This is a genomic window from Pseudomonas sp. H11T01, assembly GCF_048515765.1.
Classification (GTDB): domain Bacteria; phylum Pseudomonadota; class Gammaproteobacteria; order Pseudomonadales; family Pseudomonadaceae; genus Aquipseudomonas.
Window position 1 is genome coordinate 152,045 of the sequence record NZ_JBLYED010000015.1, and the last position, 22,179, is coordinate 174,223.

Here is a 22,179-nt window from a genome sequence, read left to right on the forward strand (position 1 = left end):
CGACAGTTGCCATTCCATCCAGGTATTAATTCATTAGATATCAAGCTGTTAGGCTTGCCGGTTCGCAATCGCAGACACAGGCGATTGGCACAAGTCTTTATGGAGCTTCAATGAATCTGCCGCTGATCCTCAATCTGCTGGTATTCCTCGCCTTGCTGCTGGGCCTGGCACAAACCCGTCACACTTCGTGGAGCCTGGCCAAGAAGGTCCTGTTCGCACTGGTATTGGGTGTGATCTTCGGTGTCTCACTGCACTCGATTTATGGTTCGGACAGCCCGACCCTGAAAGCCTCGATCGGCTGGTTCGATCTGGTGGGCAACGGTTACGTGCAATTGCTGCAGATGATCGTGATCCCGCTGGTGTTCGCCTCGATCCTCAGCGCCGTGGCCCGTCTGCACAATGCTTCGTCGCTGGGCAAGATCAGCTTCCTGACAATTGGCACGCTACTGTTCACCACCGCGATTGCGGCACTGATCGGCATCGGCCTGACCAACCTGTTCGGCCTGACCGCTGAAGGTCTGGTGGCTGGCACCCAGGAACTGGCGCGCCTGCAAACCATTCAGAGCGATTACGCGGGCAAGGTCGCTGACCTGAATATCCCGCAACTGCTGCTGTCGTTCATCCCGCAGAACCCGTTCGCTGATTTGGCCCGGGCCAAGCCGACGTCGATTATCAGCGTGGTGATCTTCGCTGCGTTCCTTGGAGTCGCTGCGCTGCAATTGCTCAAGGATGATGTCGAGAAAGGCCAGAAAGTGGTGAACGCCATCGACACCCTGCAAGCCTGGGTGATGCGTCTGGTGCGACTGGTGATGAAGCTGACGCCATACGGTGTACTGGCGCTTATGACCAAAGTGGTCGCCGGCTCCAACCTGCAAGACATCATCAAGCTCGGCAGTTTCGTGGTGGTGTCGTACATCGGCCTGGGGCTGATGTTCGTGGTTCACGGCCTGCTGGTATCGCTGGCCGGGATCAACCCGCTGCGCTTCTTCCGTAAAGTCTGGCCGGTGCTGACCTTTGCCTTCACCAGCCGTTCGAGCGCCGCCAGCATTCCGCTGAGCATCGAAGCGCAGACTCGCCGTTTGGGCATTCCGCAGTCGATCGCCAGCTTCGCCGCTTCGTTCGGCGCGACCATTGGCCAGAACGGCTGTGCAGGACTGTATCCGGCGATGTTGGCGGTGATGGTCGCGCCGACCGTGGGCATCAACCCGCTGGATCCGTTGTGGATTGCGACGCTGGTGGCGATTGTGACCTTGAGTTCGGCCGGAGTTGCCGGGGTCGGCGGTGGTGCAACCTTTGCCGCGCTGATCGTGCTGCCGGCCATGGGTTTGCCGGTGTCACTGGTGGCGCTGCTGATCTCGGTCGAACCGCTGATCGATATGGGCCGCACCGCATTGAACGTCAGCGGATCGATGGCTGCCGGCGCGATCACCAGCCAGATCATGCAGCAGACCGACAAAAGCCTGCTGGATGCGGATGAACATGCCGAGTTGGCTCAGGCTTAAGCGGCGCCTGATAGACCGCTTTCGCGAGCAAGCCCGCTCCCACACTGGATCGCAGTCGTACACAAACTAAGTGTTCACTGAAGATCTAATGTGGGAGCGGGCTTGCTCGCGAAGCTTCTAAGCCTTTTCCCAAACCTCGAAGTTGTACGCTGGCTTGTCATCCACTGCCGGGTTTTCGGTACTGGACACCAGTTTCCACTGCGCCAGATCAAACGCCGGAAACCACGCATCACCTTCCGGGCTTAGCGCCACGCGGGTCAGGTACAGGCGATCGGCGTGTTCCATTCCTTGCGCATACAATTGCGCGCCGCCAATCAACATCACCTCATCGACACCCTGCTCGAGCGCCCATTCTTGAGCCCGGACCACGGCGGCCTCAAGCGAGGGATAGACTTCGGCACCTTCCAGGCGCAGATCCGCCTGACGGCTGACCACGATATTCAATCGACCAGGCAGCGGGCGACCAAGGGAATCCCAGGTCTTGCGACCCATGATGATCGGCTTGCCGAGGGTGGTAGCTTTGAAGTATTTGAAATCCCCGGGCAAGTGCCAGGGCATGCTGTTGTCGACGCCGATCACGCGGTTTTCACCGAGGGCTGCGATCAGGCTGAGGGGGAGAGTTTTTTTCATGTCGGCGAGGATACCAGAGGCTCACGCGCTCGCAACGTACCCCGATCAGCGCACAGCGGTTATGCTCATGGCGAACTTGAGCAATGGGATGCCGCGTGACTGCACTCACCCCGCTGGAAAACCTCTGGCTGACTGAAACCGTGCGCCTGCGCGAAGAACATGCAGGCCCTCTGGAAGACCTCGAAGCCAATCGCCTGGCCCGCAGCGCTGGCGGCGACCTGCCGACCCGAATCCAGAACCGTGCCCTGTGGCTGGCCGAGCGCGATGGGCTCACCAGCGCACTGCGTCATTGGCTACAAGGCGCGCGACTGGCGTTGATCGTGTTGGCGGTGCTGGCCATCGTCAGCGGCACAGGTCTGGCGTTCGCCGCATTGGGCGACGGCCAGGTGCCGGTCAATGTGTTCTGGGCCTTGGGCAGCCTGCTCGGTTTGAATCTGATTCTGCTGCTCAGCTGGGCCCTGGGTCTGCTGTTTGCCGGTGAGCACGGCGCCAGTCTCGGGCGTTTATGGTTGTGGCTCAGCGAAAAACTCGCCCGGGATGCCAAAGCCGCACAGCTGGCGCCCGCCCTGCTGCTGTTGCTGCAACGCAAGAAACTCAACCGCTGGGCCGTCGGCGTGTTGGTCAACGGTTTGTGGCTGCTGGCGTTGCTCAGCGCTCTGGCAATTCTGCTGATGCTGATGGCGACCCGGCGCTACGGTTTCGTCTGGGAGACCACCATTCTCAGTGGCGAGACTTTTGTCATCGTGACCCAAACCCTCGGCGCCCTGCCCGCTCTGCTGGGCTTCAGCGTGCCGACCGTGGAAATGATCCGCGCCAGCGGCGATGCCGCACTGAACATCGAAAGCGCCCGACAAGCCTGGGCTGCATGGTTGGTGGGTGTGTTGCTGGTTTACGGCGTATTGCCGCGACTGGCTCTGGCGTCGTTCTGTTTATGGCGATGGAAAAGCGGCCGCTCGACATTGCGCCTAGACCTGAACCTGCCCGGCTACAGCCAACTGCGTGAGCGGCTGATGCCCAGTAGCGAGCGACTCGGCGTCAACGATCCAGCGCCCGAGCAGTTGCATCATGCTCAGGGCGGCATCAGCGCACTGGACAGTGACGGCGCCCTACTGGTGGCCATCGAACTGGACGATCAGCACCCATGGCCACCGAAACTACCAAAAACCGTTAAAGACGCCGGCATCCTCGATAGCCGCGAATCCCGGCAAAAGCTGCTGGAACAAATGACCCGCTTTCCGCCAGCACGCGTGGCCATTGCCTGCGACCCGCGCCGTTCGCCGGATCGCGGCAGCCTGGCACTGATCGCCGAACTGGCCCGCAACGCGACAGCGACCCGCATCTGGTTACTGCAAGCACCGCCCGGTCAGGCGCTGGACGCCGAACGCCTCGGCGACTGGCATGCCGCCCTGCAACAGTTGGAACTGCCGTTCGCCGATTGTGCACCGATGAATTGGCTGGAGACGGGTCATGACTGAAACCGGGAAGCAGCCACTGAAACTGGCCGTGGTCGGCCACACCAATGTTGGCAAAACCTCATTGCTGCGCACCCTGACCCGGGATGTCGGTTTCGGCGAAGTCTCCCATCGGCCAAGCACCACCCGACACGTCGAAGGTGCACGCTTGTCGGTCGACGGCGAAGCTTTACTGGAGCTGTACGACACGCCGGGGCTGGAAGATGCCATCGCCCTGCTCGACTATCTGGAGCGTCTGGAACGTCCCGGCGAGCGCCTCGACGGTCCGGCGCGACTGGCGCGATTTCTCGACGGCAGCGAGGCGCGTCAACGTTTCGAACAAGAAGCCAAAGTCCTGCGTCAGTTGCTGGCCTCGGATGCAGGGCTGTACGTGATCGACGCCCGCGAGCCGGTGCTGGCCAAGTACCGCGATGAACTGGAAGTGTTGGCCAGTTGCGGCAAGCCGCTGTTGCCGGTGCTGAATTTCGTCAGCAGCGCCAACCACCGAGAACCCGACTGGCGCGAAGCCCTGGCTCGGCTCGGGCTGCATGCGCTGGTGCGTTTCGACAGCGTCGCGCCGCCAGAGGATGGCGAGCGCCGTCTCTACGAAAGCCTGGCGCTGCTGATGGAGAGTGCTCGCGGTCAGCTCGAGCGGTTGATCACTGACCAACAGGCACAACGCAAAGCACGCCAACAAAGCGCGGCACGCTTGATCGCCGAGTTGCTGATCGACTGCGCTGCGTGTCGACGCAGCGTGGCCAGCAAAGCCGAGCAAGAACGGCATGCCATCAGCGAATTGCACAACGCCATTCGCCAACGGGAACAACGCTGCGTCGAAGCGCTGCTCAAGCTCTACGCCTTCCGCCCACAGGGTGCTGCAGCCAGTGATTTACCCCTGCTGGATGGCCGTTGGGGCGACGACCTGTTCAACCCGGAAACCCTCAAGCAGCTTGGGGTACGGGTGGGTAGTGGAATCGCAGCGGGCGCGGCGGCCGGTGCCGGAGTGGACTTGCTGGTGGGCGGTCTGACCCTGGGCGCCGCCGCACTGGCCGGGGCGATCGCTGGCGGCGCACTGCAAACCGCCCGCACCTATGGCAGCCGCTTGCTCGGCAAGATCAAAGGCCAGCGCGAACTGACCGTCGACGACAACGTGCTGCGATTGTTGGCGTTGCGCCAGCGGCAGCTACTGCAAGCCCTGGACCAGCGCGGACATGCAGCGATGGACAGCATCCAGGTCGCCACCCCACAAGACAAAACCTGGCGAGAAGGGAAATTGCCGGAAGCCCTGAACAAGGCCCGGGCGCATCCGCAGTGGTCGTCGCTCAATCCGCATTCGCGGTTGAGTCAAGCGGATAGGCAGGAGCAGATTGAGGTGTTGGCGCAGCAACTCTGATCGTTCCTTCACTTCCGCGTGGGAACGCAGCCCGTAACGCTCCGCGTCACAGAGGACGTGGAGCGTCCATAGAGGCATTCCTTTGCTGCGCGTGGGAACGATCACTCTCTGTGACTAGCGACCGATCATTTCCATTTGAATTTCAGGTATTCATTGCTCAGTAACGATACGAGGCGCTGATCCACGGCATCGATATCGCCGTCGTTGTCCATATCGAAATGAACAAGCCAATCCAGCTTTCCATCATTGTTGGTGTCGTACGCAGACGCGGTATAGACAATGGTTTCATCCGTCGGCTCGCCCGCCCCCTCGTGGAAGTGCAGGCGCACGGTATCGGGAGAGCCATCCTGGGCGAAGTCCTCGACATAAATCTTGAGATAACGCGCCCACGTATCGCCCGGGTTGAACCAACTCAGTTGCAGGTAGGCATCTGCAAACTTCTTGAGCAACCTTTCATCCTTGGTGTTCTCTTCGCCGTCGTTATTGACGTCACCGACCTGAAAATCCACCTTGCCGTCTGCCGTGATATCCAGTGCATAAGCCTTATGAATCAGCTTGTCTTCGGAATCTTTTATCGCTTCGAAAAAATGTAGCAGAACGGTATCCGCCCTCTGATTGCCACTGCGATCCTGAGCGGTAATTTTCAAATAGCGCATGTTTGTTTCTCTTACGTTGAAAGGTCGACAACGCTAGTCCACCCTCCCACGGTTGCTCGATAGGACGTATCTGAATTTTTAGTAAGAAACTTCGCCAATCAATGAAGGCAAACGATCGCAGATCATGAATTCAACAGCGGCTACACCGCCAATAACCTCAAAGCCTTTTCCTTCAACACACTCAGATCCATCACCGGCACCCACATGTCCTTGGCCTGCTCATCCCAGTGCCTTATCCGCAGGCTGACAGCGCACAGCGGGTTTTGCTCGAAAGCTTCGGCCTCCTCCAAGGTCATTACCCCACCCTGATATTCCAGGGTCCAGCGGCTGGCTTCGCTGAGTCGGTTGTAGTACCCCTCCTCTTTCAACGTCAGATAACGCTTGGCCTGGACGTGATACTCCACCAACCGCGCCATGCGCTCGCTGAAGCCTGCGCGACGCAAATAATCCGCCCCCAACCGTTCATGGCTGACGACGCCAAACCCGCCCATGTTCTCAGCGCCATGCCCGCAGATATGCCCGATGTCATGAAAGAACGCCGCCAGCACCACTTCATCATCGAAGCCCTCGGCCATCGCCAGCTGCGCGGCTTGGGACATGTGCTCAAGCTGCGATACCGGCTCGCCGATGTAATCGTTGTCACCGAATTGCTCGTACAAGCCGAAGACCTCGGCGATCACCTGTTCACTGCGATTCATCAACGTTCCCCCAACAAGGTCGCGACGTTACGCTCAGCCATTGCCGGCCCGACGCTCATGCCCACGCCGGTGTGCATCAACGCCACGCTCACTCCCGGTGCCGCACGCAGAAACGAAAACGGCCCGGGCCCGCGAGAACCATAGACGCCCTGCCAGCGTTCAACCACTTGCACCTTGAAGCCCAGGGTTTGTTCGGCCAGTTCGATCAGCCAGTTGTCGACCTGCTCGGCGTTGAACGGCGAGGGATCGCTGCCGTAATGGTGAGAGTCGCCAATGATCAGCTCGCCATAGGGCGTCGGGCTGATGAGCAAGTGAATGCCGTGCTCATGCAAATGGGGTGAATCGCGAAGAATCTGTGCCTGCACCGGCGCGGCTTCCGGTAAGTCGACGAAGGCGCCGTAGTGCACACAACTCAACCCGGTCAGCAGCGCGTGTTGCAGATTCAGATTGATCTGCGGCCGCGCGCGGAGCATTTGCAGGCGGCAAATTTGCGGGGTCAATTCAGCGATCTGCTCGGCCAGTAGCGTCTGATAATCGTGCCCGGAACAGACGATGATTTGCTCGCCACGAAAGGTGCCGGCAGTGCTGTGCAATTGGCCGGGTTCGATGTCGCGTACCAGTGTAGAAAAGTGAAACTCCACACCCAGCTCGCGGCGCAAATATTCAATCAGCGCCGGTATCGCTTCGCGGGAATACAGTTGCTGATCATCAATACCATGCAGCGCTGCGCGGTGATGACTGAACTGGCCACCGTACAACTCGCGCAATGCTGCGCCGCGCAGCAGCTCGACGCGGTAGCCATGCTCCACCGCGCGTCCAGCGCAGAAGGCCTGGAGTAATTGTTCTTCGGCTTCGGTGCGGGCAAACAGGTAAGAACCGTTGCGCTTGAGCTGCAAGCCGGCCACCTGCGCCCATTGGCCCCAGATTTCGCGGCTGGCTCGCGCCAGTTCCAGCATCGGTCCCGGCGGTTGGCCCGTGACCAGCGCCTGACCGAAGTTGCGCACCGAGGCACCCAACGGTGTGGCGCTACGCTCGAAGACCTTGACCCGCAAGCCGCGTTTGGCTGCGGCATAAGCGTGGGATAAACCAAGAATCCCCGCGCCGACAATCAGCATGTCGCTGTGATTAGCCATGTTTTTTCCTGGAGAAATCTTAAGCACGACCGAGATCCCCTGTGGCGAGGGAGCTTGCTCCCGCTGGACTGCGAAGCAGTCCCCAAACCAGCATACGTAGTCCCTTCAGGAAGAATGCGTTCACCGGCTTTACGACCGCTTCGCGGCCGAGCGGGAGCAAGCTCCCTCGCCACAGGGATTTGCACAGCTACTTAGCGACAACTTTTTCCGACTTGCCGTCATAGCGCTTGCGCCATTCGGTGAGGATGTTGTCGCGATTTTTCGAGGCCCAGGCAAAGTCGTTCTTGATCAGGCGCTGCTCGTAGTCAGCCGGCAATTCGGTCTGCGGTTTGGCGATACCCGGCTGAGCCAGAACGGCGAAGTTCTCTTTGTACAACTCCATCGCTGCCGGGCTTGCAGAGAAGTCGGCGAGCTTCTTCGCAGCATCGATGTGTGGCGTGCCTTTGATCACCGCCGTGGCTTCGATTTCCCAGCCCAGGCCCTCTTTCGGCAAGATGATATCCAGCGGCGCACCCTGGCGTTTCAACTGCACGGCCGGATACTCAAAGGAAATGCCGATCGGGAACTCACCCGCAGCAGCCAATTTGCACGGCTTGGAACCGGAGTGAACGTATTGGCCGATGTTTTGGTGCAAGTCGTCCATGTACTGCCAGCCCTGCTTCTCGCCGAAGGTCTGCAACCAGGCGCTGACATCGAGGAAACCGGTACCGGACGACGCCGGGTTCGGCATGACGATCTTGCCTTTGTACTCAGGTTTGGTCAGGTCCTGCCAGCTCACGGGTTTGGTCAGCCCCTGCTTCTCGGCCTCAACGGTGTTGAAGCAAATGGTCGCCGCCCAAACGTCCATTCCGACCCAGGCCGGTGGGTTGGCAGCGTCGCGATAGTTGTCGCCGATCTTGCCCAGATCCTTGGGCGCGTAGCTTTGCAGCATGCCTTGCTGGTCGAGGATAGCCAGGCTCGACGCCGCCAGCCCCCAGACCGCATCAGCTTGCGGACGAGCCTTTTCGGCCAGCAGCTTGGCGGTGATGATCCCGGTGGAGTCGCGCACCCACTTGATCTCGACGTCCGGGTTGGACTTCTCGAAGGCTTCTTTATAGGTCTTCAGTTGCTCAGCTTCGAGAGCGGTGTAGACCGTCAATTCGGTTTTCGCTGCGAAGGCATTCAGGCTGAAAGCAGTGAGGACAGCAGCGGCAAGAGCCAAGGGCTTGAACATGGTGCGGTTCCTTTGTGAGTGCGGATCAGGGTGAGTTGTGGAGCGAATCAAATGCCGGGCGCGGTTTGCCGCCAGGCCTGGGAGCGGCGTAGCAACCCCCGCGAGGCCCAGGCCAGCAGCAGCGAGACGCCCGCCGAGGTGAACAGAATCAGCGTCGACATGGCTGCCGCGCCGCCCACGTTGCCGGCGTCGTCCATGTTCAGCACTGCCACCGCCGCGAGGATGGTGTCGGGGCTGTAGAGAAAGATCGCGGCCGAGACCGTGGTCATCGCCGAGACGAACAAATAGCGGACGATGTCCAGTAACGCTGGCAAGCAAATCGGCACGGTGACCCGCAGGTAATGCCGATAGAGCGGCGCCTTGAGCGATAGCGCAGCGGCTTCAAACTCGGCGTCGAGCTGACGCAGCGCAGTGGTCGCGGTCATTTGCGCGGTGGTCAAATAGTGAGCAATGGTGCAGACCACCAGCAGGGTCATGGTCCCGTAGAACACATGCAGCGGGTTGCCATTGAGGTTGAAGAAAAACACGTAGCCCAGGCCGAGCACCAAACCGGGCACCGCCATCGGCACAAAACTGAGCATGCGCAGAGCCAGGTTTAAACCACGTTGACCTTTGGTTTTCTCCATCAAGTAGGCACCGGTGAAGATCAGCACGCTGCCGATCAACGCCGTGCACAAAGCCATCTTCACGCTGTTGCCATAGGCCAGCCAACCGCCACCTGCGGTGTCGTTGAACTGGTAGTGATTGAGCGACAGCGACAGGTTGTACGGCCAGAATTTGACCAGCGAGGAGTACACCGCCATGCCGAACACCAGCAACAGCACCGCGCAAATCAGCAGGACGATAGCCAGGTAGCAAGCGTCTCGCCGCCGCGACGGCGCTGGCTGAAAGACCTGCGCCCGACCGCTCATGGAATCGCCATGACGACGGCGCAACCAGGCATCGACGCCGAAGCTGAACAGCGCCGGCAGCAACAGCACCATGCCAATCAAGGCGCCACGACCAAACTGCTGCTGGCCGACCACTGCTTTGTAGGCTTCCAACGCCAGCACTTGGTAGTCGCCACCGACCACCACGGGCACGCCGAAGTCGGTGATGGTCAGGGTGAACACCAGACAAAACGCAGCGAAAACGGCCTGACGGGTTGCCGGCCAGGTGATGCTGCGAAAGGCCTTGGCCGGGCTCGCCCCCATGCTCGATGCGGCGTCGAACAAACGCGCATCGGCCAGGGACAAGGCCGACAGCAGAATCATCAAGGCGTGAGGAAAGGTGTAAATCGCTTCACCAAGGACAATGCCCCAGAAGCCGTAGATGTTTTCCGAGACCAGACCACGGAGCATGCCCTGGTTGCCAAACAGATAAACCAGGGCGATCCCCGGCAGCATCGACGGCGCCATCAGCGGCAACAACGACATTGCACGCCAGATGTCTTTGCCCGGAATCAAGGTGCGCTGCAAGGCATAGGCAAACAGATAGGCCAGCGGTACGACGATGGCCGCAACGCTGAGAGAAACTTTCAGGCTATTGCCCAGCAGCCAGTGGAAGTTGGCGCTGGTCACCAGTTCGCGCGCGGCCACCAGCCCACCGCCCTGCCCGGCTTCGGCGCTGAAGCCACGCCAGAAAATCGCCAACAACGGCATCAGCACCGCAACGCCCAACAGGCACAGCAGCAAGACTTTGCCACCGACGACGAACACCCGATCACCAATCTCGGCGCGGGTGGTCTGCCGAATCTGCTTGTGCGGTATCGGCAGGGCAACGTGGGCGCTCATCAGGCAAACACCTGCAAGCTGCGCGGCGGCAAAGCGACCATGATGTCTTGCGCACCCAATCGCGGCATGGCTTCTGGCGCCAGTTCGGCGAGCAGTGAATGACCGGGCAACTGGTTGAGTTCGAAACTCATGCGGCAGCGGTTGCCGAGGAAGGTGATTTCACGAACCCGCGCCGGGAACAGGTTTTCTTCATGCACCGGCGGGTTGACGCTGATGGCTTCCGGACGGCAGAACAAACGGCCCGAGGCGGCCCGGCCGGAACCTTCGGCCAGGCGCATATTCATTCCACCGACCTGAGCATGGCTGTCGCTGTTGCGCTGGAACGGCAGCCAGTTACCCTGGCCAACAAACTCGGCCACGAACGGCGTCGCCGGTTTGTCATAGATGTCCTGCGGCGTGGCGTACTGCTCGACCTTGCCGTTGTTCATCACGGCAATCCGGTCGGCCATCAGCATCGCCTCGTCCTGATTGTGGGTGACCATCAGGGTGGTGATGCCCAAGTTGCGTTGCAGTTGGCGCAACTCGGTGCACAGATGCTCGCGAACCCGAGCGTCGAGGGCCGACATGGGTTCGTCGAGCAACAACAAGGACGGTGCCGGCGCCAGGGCCCGAGCCAAGGCCACACGCTGTTGTTGGCCGCCGGACAACTGGCCGGGGTATTTCTTCTCGCTGCCGATCAGGCCGACCAGTTCGAGCATCTGCCCGACGCGCTGGCGCACTTCATCGCGGCCACTGCCGGCGAGGCCGTAGGCAATGTTGGCTTCGACGGTGAGATTGGGAAACAGCGCGTAGGACTGAAACAGAATGCCGTAGTCCCGGGCTTGCGGTGCAAGAAGGGAAACGTTGCGGTCGCCGAGGTACAACTCGCCGCTGTCCTGACGCTCAAGACCGGCGATGCAGCGCAGCAGTGTGGTCTTGCCGCAACCGGACGGACCGAGCAGGCACACCAGCTCGCCGGCGGCGACGTCCAGCGAAACGTTATCCAGCGCGGTGAACGCACCGAAGCGTTTCTGAACACCGCGCACCTTCATCGGCGCACCGGGGTTGGTCAGGGCAGTTGCGATCGAATGGTTCATGGACGGACCTCATCAAGCAGATGAAGGCCATCCTAGGGACCGAATGCGTAGGACTTGTGGCAACGAGGCAAAAGTTGCCGATAGTGGTATTGGTGGATTTTGGTTTGATGATCGACTTGAGTTTTAGGGTGTCTGGTCTGTAGCTATCGCGAGCAAGCCCGCTCCCACATTAGATTTGTGCCGATCAATCCATTGAGGGCTGACACAGATCAAGTGTGGGAGCGGGCTTGCTCGCGATTCGATCTCAAAGCCACTGCACATCCTCAACAGCCCGCCATTTCCTGCGCCAACCCCAGAAACGCCGCCGGCAAGCGCGCGCCTTTTCGTTCCTTGAGGCAATACAGGTATTCGACAATCTGCGGCGCCCCCTCGAAGGTCAGCACTCGTAGTTGCGGGTCGTGAGGCACTTCGTGGCGGGCGATGATGCTGATGCCAATGTTGCGCAGCACCGCTTCACGGATCGATTCGCGGCTGCCGATTTCCAGCAGCGGGCCGAAACTGACGTTGGCGTTCTGCAGCAGGTCTTCGGTCAGTCGACGAGTGGTCGAGCCCGCCTCGCGCATCAACAGGGTATGCCCGGCCAATGCACTGAGCGGCACATGCTCATGGGCGGCCAGCGGATGATTGCGATGCACCGCGAGCACCAGCGGATCGCTGCCCAACACCCGGCGAATCAGTCGCGCGTCTTCCAGCAATTGCGAAGAGGCGGCGATGTCGACCCGGTATTCCTCCAGGGACTCCAGCACCTGCTGCGAATTACCGATCTCCACCGAGACCTCAACCTGGGGCAAGCGCTCGCGGAAGGTCTTCACCAGATCGAGAATGTAATAAGGCGCCGTGGCGGCGATGCGCAGCGTGCCTTGCACCTGGCCACTGTTGCGCAGGAAAAACTCGATATCGGCTTCCTGCTGCAACAATACTTTGACCATTGGCAGGAGCCGCGCGCCATCATCACTGACGCTCAAGCGGCGGCCGCCGCGGTAGAACAATTCAACTGAATACTGGCTTTCCAGATGACGAATCTGCGTCGTCACCGTCGGCTGGCTCAGGCCAAGCTTTTTTGCCGCCTGGGTAATGCTGCCCAGGCGGGCGACCATGTAAAAAGCCTTCAGCTCGGCACTCAGCACTGCATCCTCTCATTGTCTATTTGCGCAACAGACGCAAACCATTGAACACCACCAACAGGCTCACGCCCATGTCGGCAAACACCGCCATCCACATGGTGGCGAAGCCTGCGAAGGTTACCCCAAGAAAGAGTGCCTTGATGATCAACGCCAAGGCGATATTTTGCTTGAGGATACTCGAGGTCTGCCGCGAGAGCCGGATGAATGCCGGGATCTTGCGCAGATCATCGTCCATCAGGGCGACATCAGCAGTCTCAATCGCAGTATCAGTGCCGGCCGCGGCCATGGCGAAACCGATCTCGGCACGGGCCAGCGCCGGCGCATCATTGATGCCGTCGCCGACCATGCCGACCCGCTGGCCTTGAGCGTACAAGGCCTCGACGGCTTGCAACTTGTCGGTCGGCAGCAGATTGCCCTGCGCCTGATCGATGCCAACCTGGGCAGCAATCGCCTGGGCGGTGTGCGGGTTGTCGCCAGTCAGCATCAGAGTCTTGATGCCCAACTCGTGCAGCTGCTGGATCGCCTCGCGGCTGGATTCCTTAACCGTATCCGCCACAGCGAACAGCGCCAGCGGACCCGACGTGTCGAGCAGCAGCACCACGGACTTTCCCTGTTTTTCCAGGGCGAACAGCTTCTCTTCCAGCTCGGGCGAACACAGGCCCAACTCTTCCACCAAACGATGGTTGCCCAAATGGTAGAGCTGACCACCGATTTCACCGCGCACACCGCGACCGCTCAGGGCTTCAAAGTTGTCCACAGCATGCAGCGTCAGCTGTTTATCCACAGCTGCATTGGCGATGGCCAAAGACACCGGGTGATCCGAGCGCCCGGCCAGGCTGGCGGCAATACCCGGGGCGATCTCGTCGGCGATCGGATCAAGGGACAGATAATCGGTCTGCACCGGTTTGCCGTGGGTGATGGTGCCGGTCTTGTCCAGCGCCAGGTAATCGAGCTTGTGACCGCCCTCCAGGTACACGCCGCCCTTGATCAGAATGCCTTTGCGCGCCGCTGCCGCGAGGCCGCTGACGATGGTCACCGGAGTGGAAATCACCAGGGCGCATGGGCAAGCGACCACCAGCAGCACCAGTGCGCGATAGATCCACTCGAACCAGACACCGCCCATGAACAACGGCGCAATTACCGCCACGGCTAAAGCAAAGATGAACACCACCGGCGTGTAGACCTTGGCGAAGGTGTCGACGAAACGTTGAGTCGGCGCCCTTGCGCCCTGGGCCTGTTCTACTGCATGGATGATCCGCGCCAGCGTCGAGTTGTTCGCCGCCGCCGTCACTTTGAATTCCAAGGAGCCGGATTGATTGATGGTCCCGGCGAAGACTTTATCGCCGATGGTTTTCTCGATCGGCAGGCTTTCACCGGTGATCGGTGCCTGATCGATGGTCGAGTTACCGGAGACCACTTCACCGTCTAGAGCGATACGCTCGCCCGGACGAACCCTGACCAACGCGCCCAACTCGATGCTTTTCACTTCACGTTCAAGCCAACTGCCGTCAGCCTGCTGCACCGTGGCCTGTTCCGGCGTCATCTGCATCAAGCCACTGATTGCATTGCGCGCGCGGTCGAGGGATTTGGCTTCGATCAACTCGGCCACGGTGAACAGGAACATCACCATCGCCGCTTCCGGCCACTGACCGATCAATACCGCACCCGTCACCGCAATGCTCATCAGCGCGTTGATGTTCAGGTTGAAGTTTTTCAGGGCGATCCAACCCTTCTTATAAGTCCCCAAACCGCCACTGAGGATCGACACCAGCGCAATGAACGCCACCACCCAAGTCGGTGCCGCATGAGTGAAGTGAATCACTTCGGCGGCCAAAGCGCCGACGCCGGACAACGCCAGCGGCCACCAGGGCTTTTTCGCAGGGATTGGGATCGCTATCTCAGCATCGGTGCCCTGCTCGATGGGCTCGGCTTGCATGCCAAGGGATTTGATCGCCTCGACAATGGGTGCGGTGGACGGTAGGTCGTGAGTGACGCCCAACACCCGATTGATCAGGTTGAATTCCAGTTGCTGCACACCCGAAAGCTTGCCGAGCTTGTTCTGGATCAGCGTCTGCTCGGTCGGGCAATCCATGGCTTCGATGCGGAAACTGCTCAAGCGTGCGCCGACCGTGGAGGCTTCGCTCAGCTTGATAACCGACGGTGCCGCAACCGCCGAGCAGCAGGCGTGCTGATGACTGGCGTGATCGTGCTTATCGACTGGCTGGAATTTTTGCCCGTGATCGTGACCAGCATGCTGATGGTCAGCATCGGGTTTGTGGGTGTGGATGGAGTCGCTCATTGGGTCGCGTCCGAAAAGGTGTCTGTTGCCAAGTGAACACCCTGTAGCCACTATAGGGTCAAGCATCCATCGGAGATGATTCGAAATGAAAATTGGTGAGCTGGCGAAACTGACTGACTGTCAGGTCGAAACCATCCGTTATTACGAACGCGAAGGCCTGCTACCTCCACCTGCGCGCAGTGAAGGCAATTACCGGCTGTACACCCAGGCCCACACCGAGCGACTGACCTTTATCCGCAACTGCCGCACCCTCGACATGACCCTCGAGGAAATCCGCAGCCTGCTGGGTCTGCGTGACAGTCCGCAAGGCCAATGCGAAAGCGTCAACGCCCTGATCGACGAACACATCCACCACGTCAAAGCGCGGATCGACGGCTTGCTGGCCTTGCAGGAACAACTGCTCGACCTGCGCCAACGCTGCAGCGAAGGGCCGGATATCGATCAGTGCGGGATTTTGCAACGGCTGGAAGTGAGTGGTTCAGTGGTGGCGAGTGAAGCCGAGCATTCGCATGTCGGCAGAAGCCACGGGCATTAAGGACACCATATAACCAATGTGGGAGCGGGCTTGCTCGCGAAAGCGGTGCGTCAGACAACATTTCTATCGACTGACACTCCCTCTTCGCGAGCAAGCCCGCTCCCACATTTACTCGGTGCTAAAGCTTAAACAGCCATCGGCGCGGTCATCGGCGCGTGGTGTTGGTAGCCTTCAAGCGAGAAATCGCTCGGTTCGATCAGCTCCAGCCACTCAGGCTGGTACACACCGGTCTTGGCAAACTCCGGCACACGCTCGGAAATCACCAGTTTCGGCATCGGGAACGGCTCACGGGTGAGCTGTTCGTTGAGCATGTCGAGGTGGTTTTCGTAGACGTGGGCATCACCGATGAAATAGGTGAACCAGCGCGGCGTGTAGCCGGTCAGGCGACCGATCAGGCTTAGCAGTGCCGCGCCCTCGGTCAGGTTGAACGGCGTGCCAAGGCCCAAATCGTTGGAGCGGATGTAGAGGGTCAGGGAAATTTCCTTCGTCTCGACATTCGGGTGGAACTGATACAGCAGATGGCACGGCGGCAAGGCCATTTCATCGAGCTGGGCGCAGTTCCAGCCGTGGAACAGAATCCGTCGGCTGCCCGGGTCCTTGATGATGGTGTCGACGCACTGGCGAATCTGGTCGATGGCCTTGTACAGCACCACATAGGCCTGACCATCTTCTTCGCCTTCAGCGATCTGCCGGTAGCCTTGGCTCAGCGCCAGGTCGATCGCCGCCTGATTGCTGGTGCTGATCTGCTTGTACGCCGGCCATTTGCGCCATTGCACGCCGTAGATCTCGCCCAGGTCGTCATCACCCTGACGGAACGGATTGGCCAGCCACTGCGCGTTTTCGTTGGCGTTCTGATCCCAGACCTTACAGCCCAGAGCACGGAATTCAGCGGCGTTGTTCACCCCACGCAGAAATCCGACCATCTCGCCGATGGCCGACTTGAAGGCCATCTTGCGGGTGGTGATCGCCGGAAAACCTTCCTTCAGGTCATAGCGCAGCATGGCGCCGGGAAAACTGATGGTGTTCACGCCAGTGCGGTTGGCCTGCTTGGTGCCGTTCTTGATGACGTGGGCGACCAGATCGAGATATTGCTTCATGAATTACCTGTGTCCTTGAACCCGGAGCCGTCGCCCCGGGGTTCGAATTTAAAGCGCAGCGTCTTTCGTAGCCGGAGCCGCCGGGGCGCGGTGATAAGCCAGCCAGATCAGGAACAGACCGCCGACGATCATCGGCACGCACAGCACCTGACCCATGGTCAGCCAGTTCCACGCCAGATAGCCGAGCTGGGCGTCAGGCACCCGGACAAACTCGACGATGAAGCGGAAGATTCCGTAGAACAACGCGAACATACCGGACACGGCCATGGTCGGCCGCGGTTTGCGCGAAAACAGCCAGAGGATCGCGAACAGCGCGACGCCTTCCAGTGCGAACTGGTAGAGCTGCGAAGGGTGGCGTGCCAGTTGCGCAGGATCGCTGAACGGCGGAAACACCATCGCCCAAGGCACGTCAGTCGGCTTGCCCCACAACTCGGCGTTGATGAAGTTGCCAATACGCCCGGCACCCAGGCCAATTGGAACCATCGGCGCGACGAAGTCCATCAGCTCGAAGAACGACTTGCCGTTGCGCTTGCCGAACCACCAGGCCGCCAACATGACCCCGATAAAGCCGCCGTGGAACGACATCCCCCCTTTCCACACTTCAAAGATCAGCGTCGGATTGGCCAGGTAAGCACTCAGATCGTAGAACAGCACATAACCCAGTCGGCCGCCGACAATCACCCCCATCGACATCCAGAAGACCATGTCGGAGAGTTTCTCCTTGGTCCAGGTAGGGTCGAAACGGTTCATCCGACGCGACGCCAGCAGCCAGGCGCCGCCGATGCCGACCAGGTACATCAAGCCGTACCAGTGGATTTTCAGCGGGCCGATGGCCAGGGCCACCGGGTCAATCTGCGGGTAAGGCAGCATTACGACTCCTCATTAGAGTTCAAACCTGAACATTCCGGCCTGGACCATGCCAGACCAGGATTAAGCCAACGTTGCGACATGTGTCAGAGCAGAAAGCTCAAGCCCACGCAAAACAGCAAGGCGGCGAACATTCGCTTCAGCAAACGCGGCGACAGCTTGTGCGCCAGGCGCGCGCCGAAACGTGCGAAAACCATGCTGGTCAGGGCAATCCCGAGCAGCGCGGGTAAATAAATGAACCCCAGACTATGAGCTGGCAGCAGCGGATCATGCCAGCCCAGAACCATAAAACTTAATGCACTTGCCAAAGCAATGGGCAGGCCGCAGGCCGATGAGGTGGCCACCGCCTGCTGCATCGGCACGCTACGCCAGGTCAGGAACGGCACGGTCAACGAGCCGCCACCAATACCGAAAATCGCCGAAGCCCAGCCGATCACGCTGCCGGCCAAGGTCAGACCGAGCTTTCCGGGAACGGTTCGGCTGGCCTTGGGTTTGACGTCCAGGGCCAGTTGCACGGAAATGACCAGAGCAAACACGCCGATGATTTTCTGCAGGTTCGGCCCGGAGATGGCTTCGGCCGTCAGCGCGCCGAAACCGGCGCCGATGAGGATCCCGACCGTCAACCAGACAAAAATCGGCCAGAGCACCGCGCCTCTGCGCTGGTGCTCGCGGACCGCGTTGGCCGAGGTAAAGATAATCGTCGCCAGGGAGGTACCGACCGCCAGGTGAGTCAGCACCGACGCATCGAAACCTTGCAAGGTGAAACTGAACACCAGCACCGGGACAATGATGATTCCGCCGCCAACGCCAAACAGCCCGGCCAGCACGCCCGCACAGGCGCCCAGCAGCAGATAGAGCAGAAATTCCATGGGTGCATCCCGAAATAAGACCGGCATGGTAACGGATGCATGGCCTTGGGCTCCACTGGATGGCGATGGATACCCGCCTGATCTGTGCGTAGAGTGGGCAAAAAACACAAAGGGATAACCTTATGTGCCTGATCGTATTCGCTTGGCGCCCTGGTCACGTCCAGCCGCTGATCGTCGCCGCCAACCGCGATGAGTTCTATGCCCGCCCCAGCCTGCCATTGGCGCAGTGGCCCGAGGCGCCTCACGTTTATGCCGGCCGAGATCTGGAGGCTGGAGGCACCTGGCTTGGCGTCGGCGCCGCTGGACGCTTTGCAGCGCTGACCAATATCCGTAATCCCCATCAACCTGCGGCGCGTCGATCACGGGGCGAACTGGTGGCGCGTTTTCTCAGCGGGGACATGCCGGTGGAAGACTATTTGGCCGACGTTATCGGCAGATCGGTCGAGTATGCGGGGTTCAACCTGTTGGTGGGTACTGCAGACGCGGTATGGCATTACAACGCGCTGGAGACTAACCCCACGCGTTTAGCGGCCGGTATTTATGGGCTCTCCAATGCGGGACTCGATACGCCATGGCCTAAAGTGCTCAAGGCCAAGGCAGCATTGAGTGAGGTGCTGGATGATCCGCAGCCCCAGGCGCTGCTCGCGCTGTTGAACGATTCACAAACCGCGCCCTTTGCCGAGTTGCCCGACACCGGGGTCGGCCTGGCGACCGAGAGCTTGCTGTCGAGTGTGTTTATCGCCAGCCCCACGTATGGCACCCGCGCCAGTACGGCGCTGATTGTTCATGCCGATGGTTTGCGGCACATCGTGGAGCGCAGTTTTGGGCCCTATGGCGGGCATTTGGGGGAGGTTGAGGTGAGGGTTTAATCCCAAGGATCGTTCCCACGCTCTGCGTGGTAACGCATCCCATGACGCTCCGCGTCACCGACGCAGAGCGTCGAAGGCTGCATGCCCACGCAGAGCATGGGCACGATCAAACAGGTGTAACTCGCCTTTAAAGCGGTTTCATCGACGCCGGACTGATCATCCGCGACAACCCGAGATTCTTCAGCGCCAGTTGCAGCGAGCTGTGGATAACTTGCGGGTTGTCGATGGTCATCAACTCCGCCAACAGTTCCTTGGCCCTGCTCAGGTTGATCTGACGCAGCATCCACTTCACTTTCGGCAGGTTGGTGGCGTTCATCGACAGGCTGTCGAAGCCCATCGCCATCAGCAGCACCGCCGCCGCCGGATCACCGGCCATCTCGCCGCAGATACTCACCGGCTTGCCTTCGGCATGGGCATCACGCACCACGTTTTGCAAGGCTTGCAGCACCGCCGGGTGCAAGTAGTCATAGAGATCGGCAACCCGTGGGTTGTTGCGGTCCACGGCCAACAGGTATTGGGTCAGGTCATTGGAGCCGACCGAAAGGAAGTCCACCTGCCGCGCCAGTTCCTTGGTCTGATACACCGCCGCAGGGATTTCGATCATCACGCCAACCGGCGGCATCGGCACGTCGGTGCCTTCGTCGCGCACTTCGCCCCAGGCACGGTGGATCAAGTGCAGTGCTTCTTCCAGCTCGTGGGTGCCGGAGATCATCGGCAGCAGAATGCGCAGGTTGTTCAGGCCCTCGCTGGCCTTGAGCATGGCGCGGGTCTGTACCAGGAAGATTTCCGGGTGGTCGAGGGTGACGCGGATTCCGCGCCAGCCGAGAAACGGGTTGTCTTCCTTGATCGGGAAATACGACAGCGACTTGTCGCCGCCGATGTCCAGGCTGCGCATGGTCACCGGTTGCGGATGGAAGGCGGCGAGTTGCTCGCGATAAATCGCCAGCTGCTCTTTTTCACTCGGAAAGCGCTGATTGATCATGAACGGCACTTCGGTGCGGTACAGACCCACGCCCTCGGCGCCACGCTTTTGCGCTCTCGCCACGTCCGCCAACAGGCCGGTGTTGACCCACAATGGCATGCGGTGACCATCGAGGGTCACGCACGGCAAGTCGCGCAGTGCATCCAGCCCCTGGGCCAGCTGCCGCTCTTCTTCGACAACCTCGGCGAACTGCTTGCGCAGCACTTCACTCGGGTTGGTGTAGACCTCGCCATGGTAGCCGTCGACGATCATTTGAATGCCGTCGACCTTGGAATACGGCAGGTCAACCAGACCCATCACCGTCGGGATACCCATGGCCCGGGCCAGGATCGCCACGTGGGAGTTGCCCGAACCCAGGACCGAGACCAGACCCACCAGCTTGCCTTCCGGCACCTCGCCGAGCATCGCCGGCGTCAGTTCTTCGCTGATCAGAATGGTGTTATCGGGGTAAACCAGCGTCTGCTGACGCTCTTCTTGCAGATAGGCCAAGAGGCGGCGGCCAAGGTCTTTGACGTCCGATGCCCGCTCGCGCAGGTAAGCGTCGTCCATCAATTCGAAACGGTTGACGTGGTCGGTAACCACTTGGCGCAAGGCGCCCTGAGCCCACTGACCGGTCTTGATCACAGTGGTCACTTCGCTGCCCAGCGAAGCATCGTCGAGCATCATCAGGTAGACGTCGAACAGTGCCCGCTCTTCCGGACGCAGCTGAGTGGCAAGCTTGGCGGACAGCGTGCGCATGTCGGCGCGCACGCCTTCAATCGCAGTCTTGAACAGCCCTAGCTCGGCCTCGATGTCGGTGATGGTTTTGTCTGGCACCACGTCCAGATCCGCCGGCGGCAGCATGACCACCGCCGTACCGACCGCAGCACCAGGCGAACCCGGTACGCCGATGAACTTGGCTTCCTGAATACCTTTGCCTTGACGACCCAGACCGCGGATCGAGCCAGTGGCTTCGGCGTGGGCGATAACCCCGGCGAGCTGGGCACTCATGGTCACCAGGAAGGCTTCTTCACCTTCATCGAACTGGCGCCGCTCTTTTTGCTGGATGACCAACACGCCGACGACACGGCGGTGGTGAATGATCGGTGCGCCAAGGAAGGAGGCGAAGCGCTCCTCGCCGGTTTCGGCGAAGTAGCGATAACGCGGGTGATCAGCGGCGTTTTCGAGGTTCAGAGGTTCTTCACGCGTGCCGACCAGGCCAACCAGACCCTCATTGGGCGCCATGCTGACCTTGCCGATCGAGCGCTTGTTCAAGCCCTCGGTGGCCATCAGCACGAAACGGTTGGTCTCAGGGTCCAGCAGATAGACTGAGCAGACCTGGCTGCCCATGGCTTCCTTGACGCGCAACACAATAATCCCCAACGCCGCCTTGAGATCCTTGGCGGAGTTAACTTCCTGGACGATCTTGCGCAGCGTATTGAGCATGGCTCGGGGTCGAACTCCGTCGTCAGTCGCGCGCTAAAAGGCGCGGGGCAAGCTCTTTGAGAGCGCGTCGATACACCTCGCGCTTGAATGTCACCACCTGGCCCAACGGATACCAATAGCTGACCCAGCGCCAGCCATCGAACTCCGGTTTACCGGTCAAATCCATCCGCACCCGCTGCTCGTTAGAGACCAGGCGCAGGAGAAACCACTTCTGTTTCTGGCCGATGCATAGCGGTTGGCTGTGCGTTCTCACCAGACGTTGCGGCAAACGATAGCGCAACCAGCCCCGGGTGCAGGCGAGAATTTGCACATCTTCGCGTTCCAGACCCACTTCTTCGTTCAACTCGCGGTACAAGGCGTCTTCCGGCGTCTCCTGGGGATTGATACCACCCTGAGGAAACTGCCAGGCATCTTGATTGATACGGCGAGCCCATAGCACCTGGCCGGCATCATTCGTCAGAATGATCCCGACATTGGGGCGGAAACCATCGGGGTCGATCACGGCAACAACCTCGCAAACGCATGTCGCCGCATTGTTCCACAAAGGTTGTGAAAGCAGCAACGAGCCGGTCTACCTTATGTGCACTC

General features: G+C 60.2%; 19 protein-coding genes. 5 read left to right on the plus strand and 14 right to left on the minus strand.

All coding sequences use genetic code 11. The annotated features are described in order from the left end of the window. The first annotated feature begins 110 nt into the window (after positions 1 to 110). Positions 111 to 1,502: an L-cystine transporter gene (locus ACN1C3_RS20710; RefSeq protein WP_419117624.1), complete on the plus strand. Its 1,392-nt coding sequence runs from the start codon at positions 111 to 113 to the stop codon at positions 1,500 to 1,502. A 117-nt stretch (positions 1,503 to 1,619) separates the two neighbouring features. Here the strand turns inward: ACN1C3_RS20710 and ACN1C3_RS20715 are convergent, their stop codons facing one another. Further along, the gene (locus ACN1C3_RS20715; protein WP_419117625.1) at positions 1,620 to 2,132 is read right to left on the minus strand and encodes a dihydrofolate reductase; all 513 of its coding nucleotides are present in this window, start codon (positions 2,130 to 2,132) and stop codon (positions 1,620 to 1,622) included. 95 nt (positions 2,133 to 2,227) lie between these two features. Between ACN1C3_RS20715 and ACN1C3_RS20720 the strand changes: the two genes are divergently transcribed. Together ACN1C3_RS20720 and ACN1C3_RS20725 are read left to right on the plus strand one after the other, a co-directional pair. Next, positions 2,228 to 3,607: a DUF2868 domain-containing protein gene (locus ACN1C3_RS20720; protein WP_419117626.1), complete on the plus strand. Its 1,380-nt coding sequence runs from the start codon at positions 2,228 to 2,230 to the stop codon at positions 3,605 to 3,607. Continuing rightward, complete coding sequence (locus tag ACN1C3_RS20725; protein ID WP_419117627.1) at positions 3,600 to 4,976, plus strand: GTPase/DUF3482 domain-containing protein; 1,377 nt, start codon at positions 3,600 to 3,602, stop codon at positions 4,974 to 4,976. Before ACN1C3_RS20720 ends, ACN1C3_RS20725 begins: the two co-directional genes overlap by 8 nt. Positions 4,977 to 5,101: 125 nt before the next feature. Here the strand turns inward: ACN1C3_RS20725 and ACN1C3_RS20730 are convergent, their stop codons facing one another. The 8 genes from ACN1C3_RS20730 to ACN1C3_RS20765 all read right to left on the minus strand — a co-directional run bounded on the left by ACN1C3_RS20730 (position 5,102) and on the right by ACN1C3_RS20765 (position 14,947). Further along, a complete protein-coding gene (locus tag ACN1C3_RS20730; protein WP_419117628.1) occupies positions 5,102 to 5,632 on the minus strand; it encodes a hypothetical protein in 531 nt (176 codons plus the stop codon). A 140-nt stretch (positions 5,633 to 5,772) separates the two neighbouring features. Further along, entirely contained in the window at positions 5,773 to 6,330 is a 558-nt protein-coding gene (locus ACN1C3_RS20735; RefSeq protein ID WP_419117629.1) for a phosphonate degradation HD-domain oxygenase, read from the minus strand. Further along, positions 6,330 to 7,463, minus strand: coding sequence for a TIGR03364 family FAD-dependent oxidoreductase (locus ACN1C3_RS20740; protein ID WP_419117630.1), 1,134 nt, complete (start codon positions 7,461 to 7,463; stop codon positions 6,330 to 6,332). The genes ACN1C3_RS20735 and ACN1C3_RS20740 overlap by 1 nt, the downstream gene beginning before the upstream one ends. A 187-nt stretch (positions 7,464 to 7,650) precedes the next feature. Continuing rightward, positions 7,651 to 8,676 carry a putative 2-aminoethylphosphonate ABC transporter substrate-binding protein gene (locus tag ACN1C3_RS20745; RefSeq protein WP_419117631.1) on the minus strand — a complete coding sequence of 342 codons (1,026 nt, stop codon included), beginning with the start codon at positions 8,674 to 8,676 and terminating at the stop codon, positions 7,651 to 7,653. A gap of 47 nt (positions 8,677 to 8,723) precedes the next feature. Then, a complete protein-coding gene (locus tag ACN1C3_RS20750; protein WP_419117632.1) occupies positions 8,724 to 10,448 on the minus strand; it encodes a putative 2-aminoethylphosphonate ABC transporter permease subunit in 1,725 nt (574 codons plus the stop codon). Continuing rightward, positions 10,448 to 11,524, minus strand: a complete 1,077-nt coding sequence (locus tag ACN1C3_RS20755; protein ID WP_419117633.1) for a putative 2-aminoethylphosphonate ABC transporter ATP-binding protein — start codon at positions 11,522 to 11,524, stop codon at positions 10,448 to 10,450. Before ACN1C3_RS20755 ends, ACN1C3_RS20750 begins: the two co-directional genes overlap by 1 nt. Before the next feature lie 263 nt (positions 11,525 to 11,787). Continuing rightward, positions 11,788 to 12,651, minus strand: coding sequence for a LysR family transcriptional regulator (locus tag ACN1C3_RS20760; protein ID WP_419117634.1), 864 nt, complete (start codon positions 12,649 to 12,651; stop codon positions 11,788 to 11,790). A 16-nt stretch (positions 12,652 to 12,667) separates the two neighbouring features. Further along, entirely contained in the window at positions 12,668 to 14,947 is a 2,280-nt protein-coding gene (locus tag ACN1C3_RS20765) for a heavy metal translocating P-type ATPase (RefSeq protein WP_419117635.1), read from the minus strand. 85 nt (positions 14,948 to 15,032) lie between these two features. Between ACN1C3_RS20765 and cadR the strand changes: the two genes are divergently transcribed. Continuing rightward, positions 15,033 to 15,482 (plus strand): Cd(II)/Pb(II)-responsive transcriptional regulator, encoded by a 450-nt coding sequence (cadR, locus tag ACN1C3_RS20770; RefSeq protein WP_419117636.1) that lies wholly within the window; start codon positions 15,033 to 15,035, stop codon positions 15,480 to 15,482. A 125-nt stretch (positions 15,483 to 15,607) separates the two neighbouring features. Here cadR and ACN1C3_RS20775 read toward each other — a convergent pair whose 3' ends face one another. From ACN1C3_RS20775 to ACN1C3_RS20785, 3 genes are all read right to left on the minus strand, one after another. Next, positions 15,608 to 16,579 (minus strand): thymidylate synthase, encoded by a 972-nt coding sequence (locus ACN1C3_RS20775; protein ID WP_419117637.1) that lies wholly within the window; start codon positions 16,577 to 16,579, stop codon positions 15,608 to 15,610. 48 nt (positions 16,580 to 16,627) lie between these two features. Continuing rightward, positions 16,628 to 17,449: a prolipoprotein diacylglyceryl transferase gene (lgt, locus tag ACN1C3_RS20780; protein ID WP_419117638.1), complete on the minus strand. Its 822-nt coding sequence runs from the start codon at positions 17,447 to 17,449 to the stop codon at positions 16,628 to 16,630. A gap of 83 nt (positions 17,450 to 17,532) precedes the next feature. Continuing rightward, a complete protein-coding gene (locus ACN1C3_RS20785; RefSeq protein WP_419117639.1) occupies positions 17,533 to 18,315 on the minus strand; it encodes a sulfite exporter TauE/SafE family protein in 783 nt (260 codons plus the stop codon). Positions 18,316 to 18,437: 122 nt separating this feature from the next. Between ACN1C3_RS20785 and ACN1C3_RS20790 the strand changes: the two genes are divergently transcribed. Beyond that, positions 18,438 to 19,184, plus strand: coding sequence for an NRDE family protein (locus ACN1C3_RS20790; protein ID WP_419117640.1), 747 nt, complete (start codon positions 18,438 to 18,440; stop codon positions 19,182 to 19,184). Between the two features lie 127 nt (positions 19,185 to 19,311). Here the strand turns inward: ACN1C3_RS20790 and ptsP are convergent, their stop codons facing one another. Then, positions 19,312 to 21,591 carry a phosphoenolpyruvate--protein phosphotransferase gene (gene ptsP / locus ACN1C3_RS20795; RefSeq protein WP_419117641.1) on the minus strand — a complete coding sequence of 760 codons (2,280 nt, stop codon included), beginning with the start codon at positions 21,589 to 21,591 and terminating at the stop codon, positions 19,312 to 19,314. A gap of 22 nt (positions 21,592 to 21,613) precedes the next feature. Further along, positions 21,614 to 22,093: an RNA pyrophosphohydrolase gene (locus ACN1C3_RS20800; RefSeq protein WP_150806187.1), complete on the minus strand. Its 480-nt coding sequence runs from the start codon at positions 22,091 to 22,093 to the stop codon at positions 21,614 to 21,616. Positions 22,094 to 22,179 lie beyond the last annotated feature (86 nt).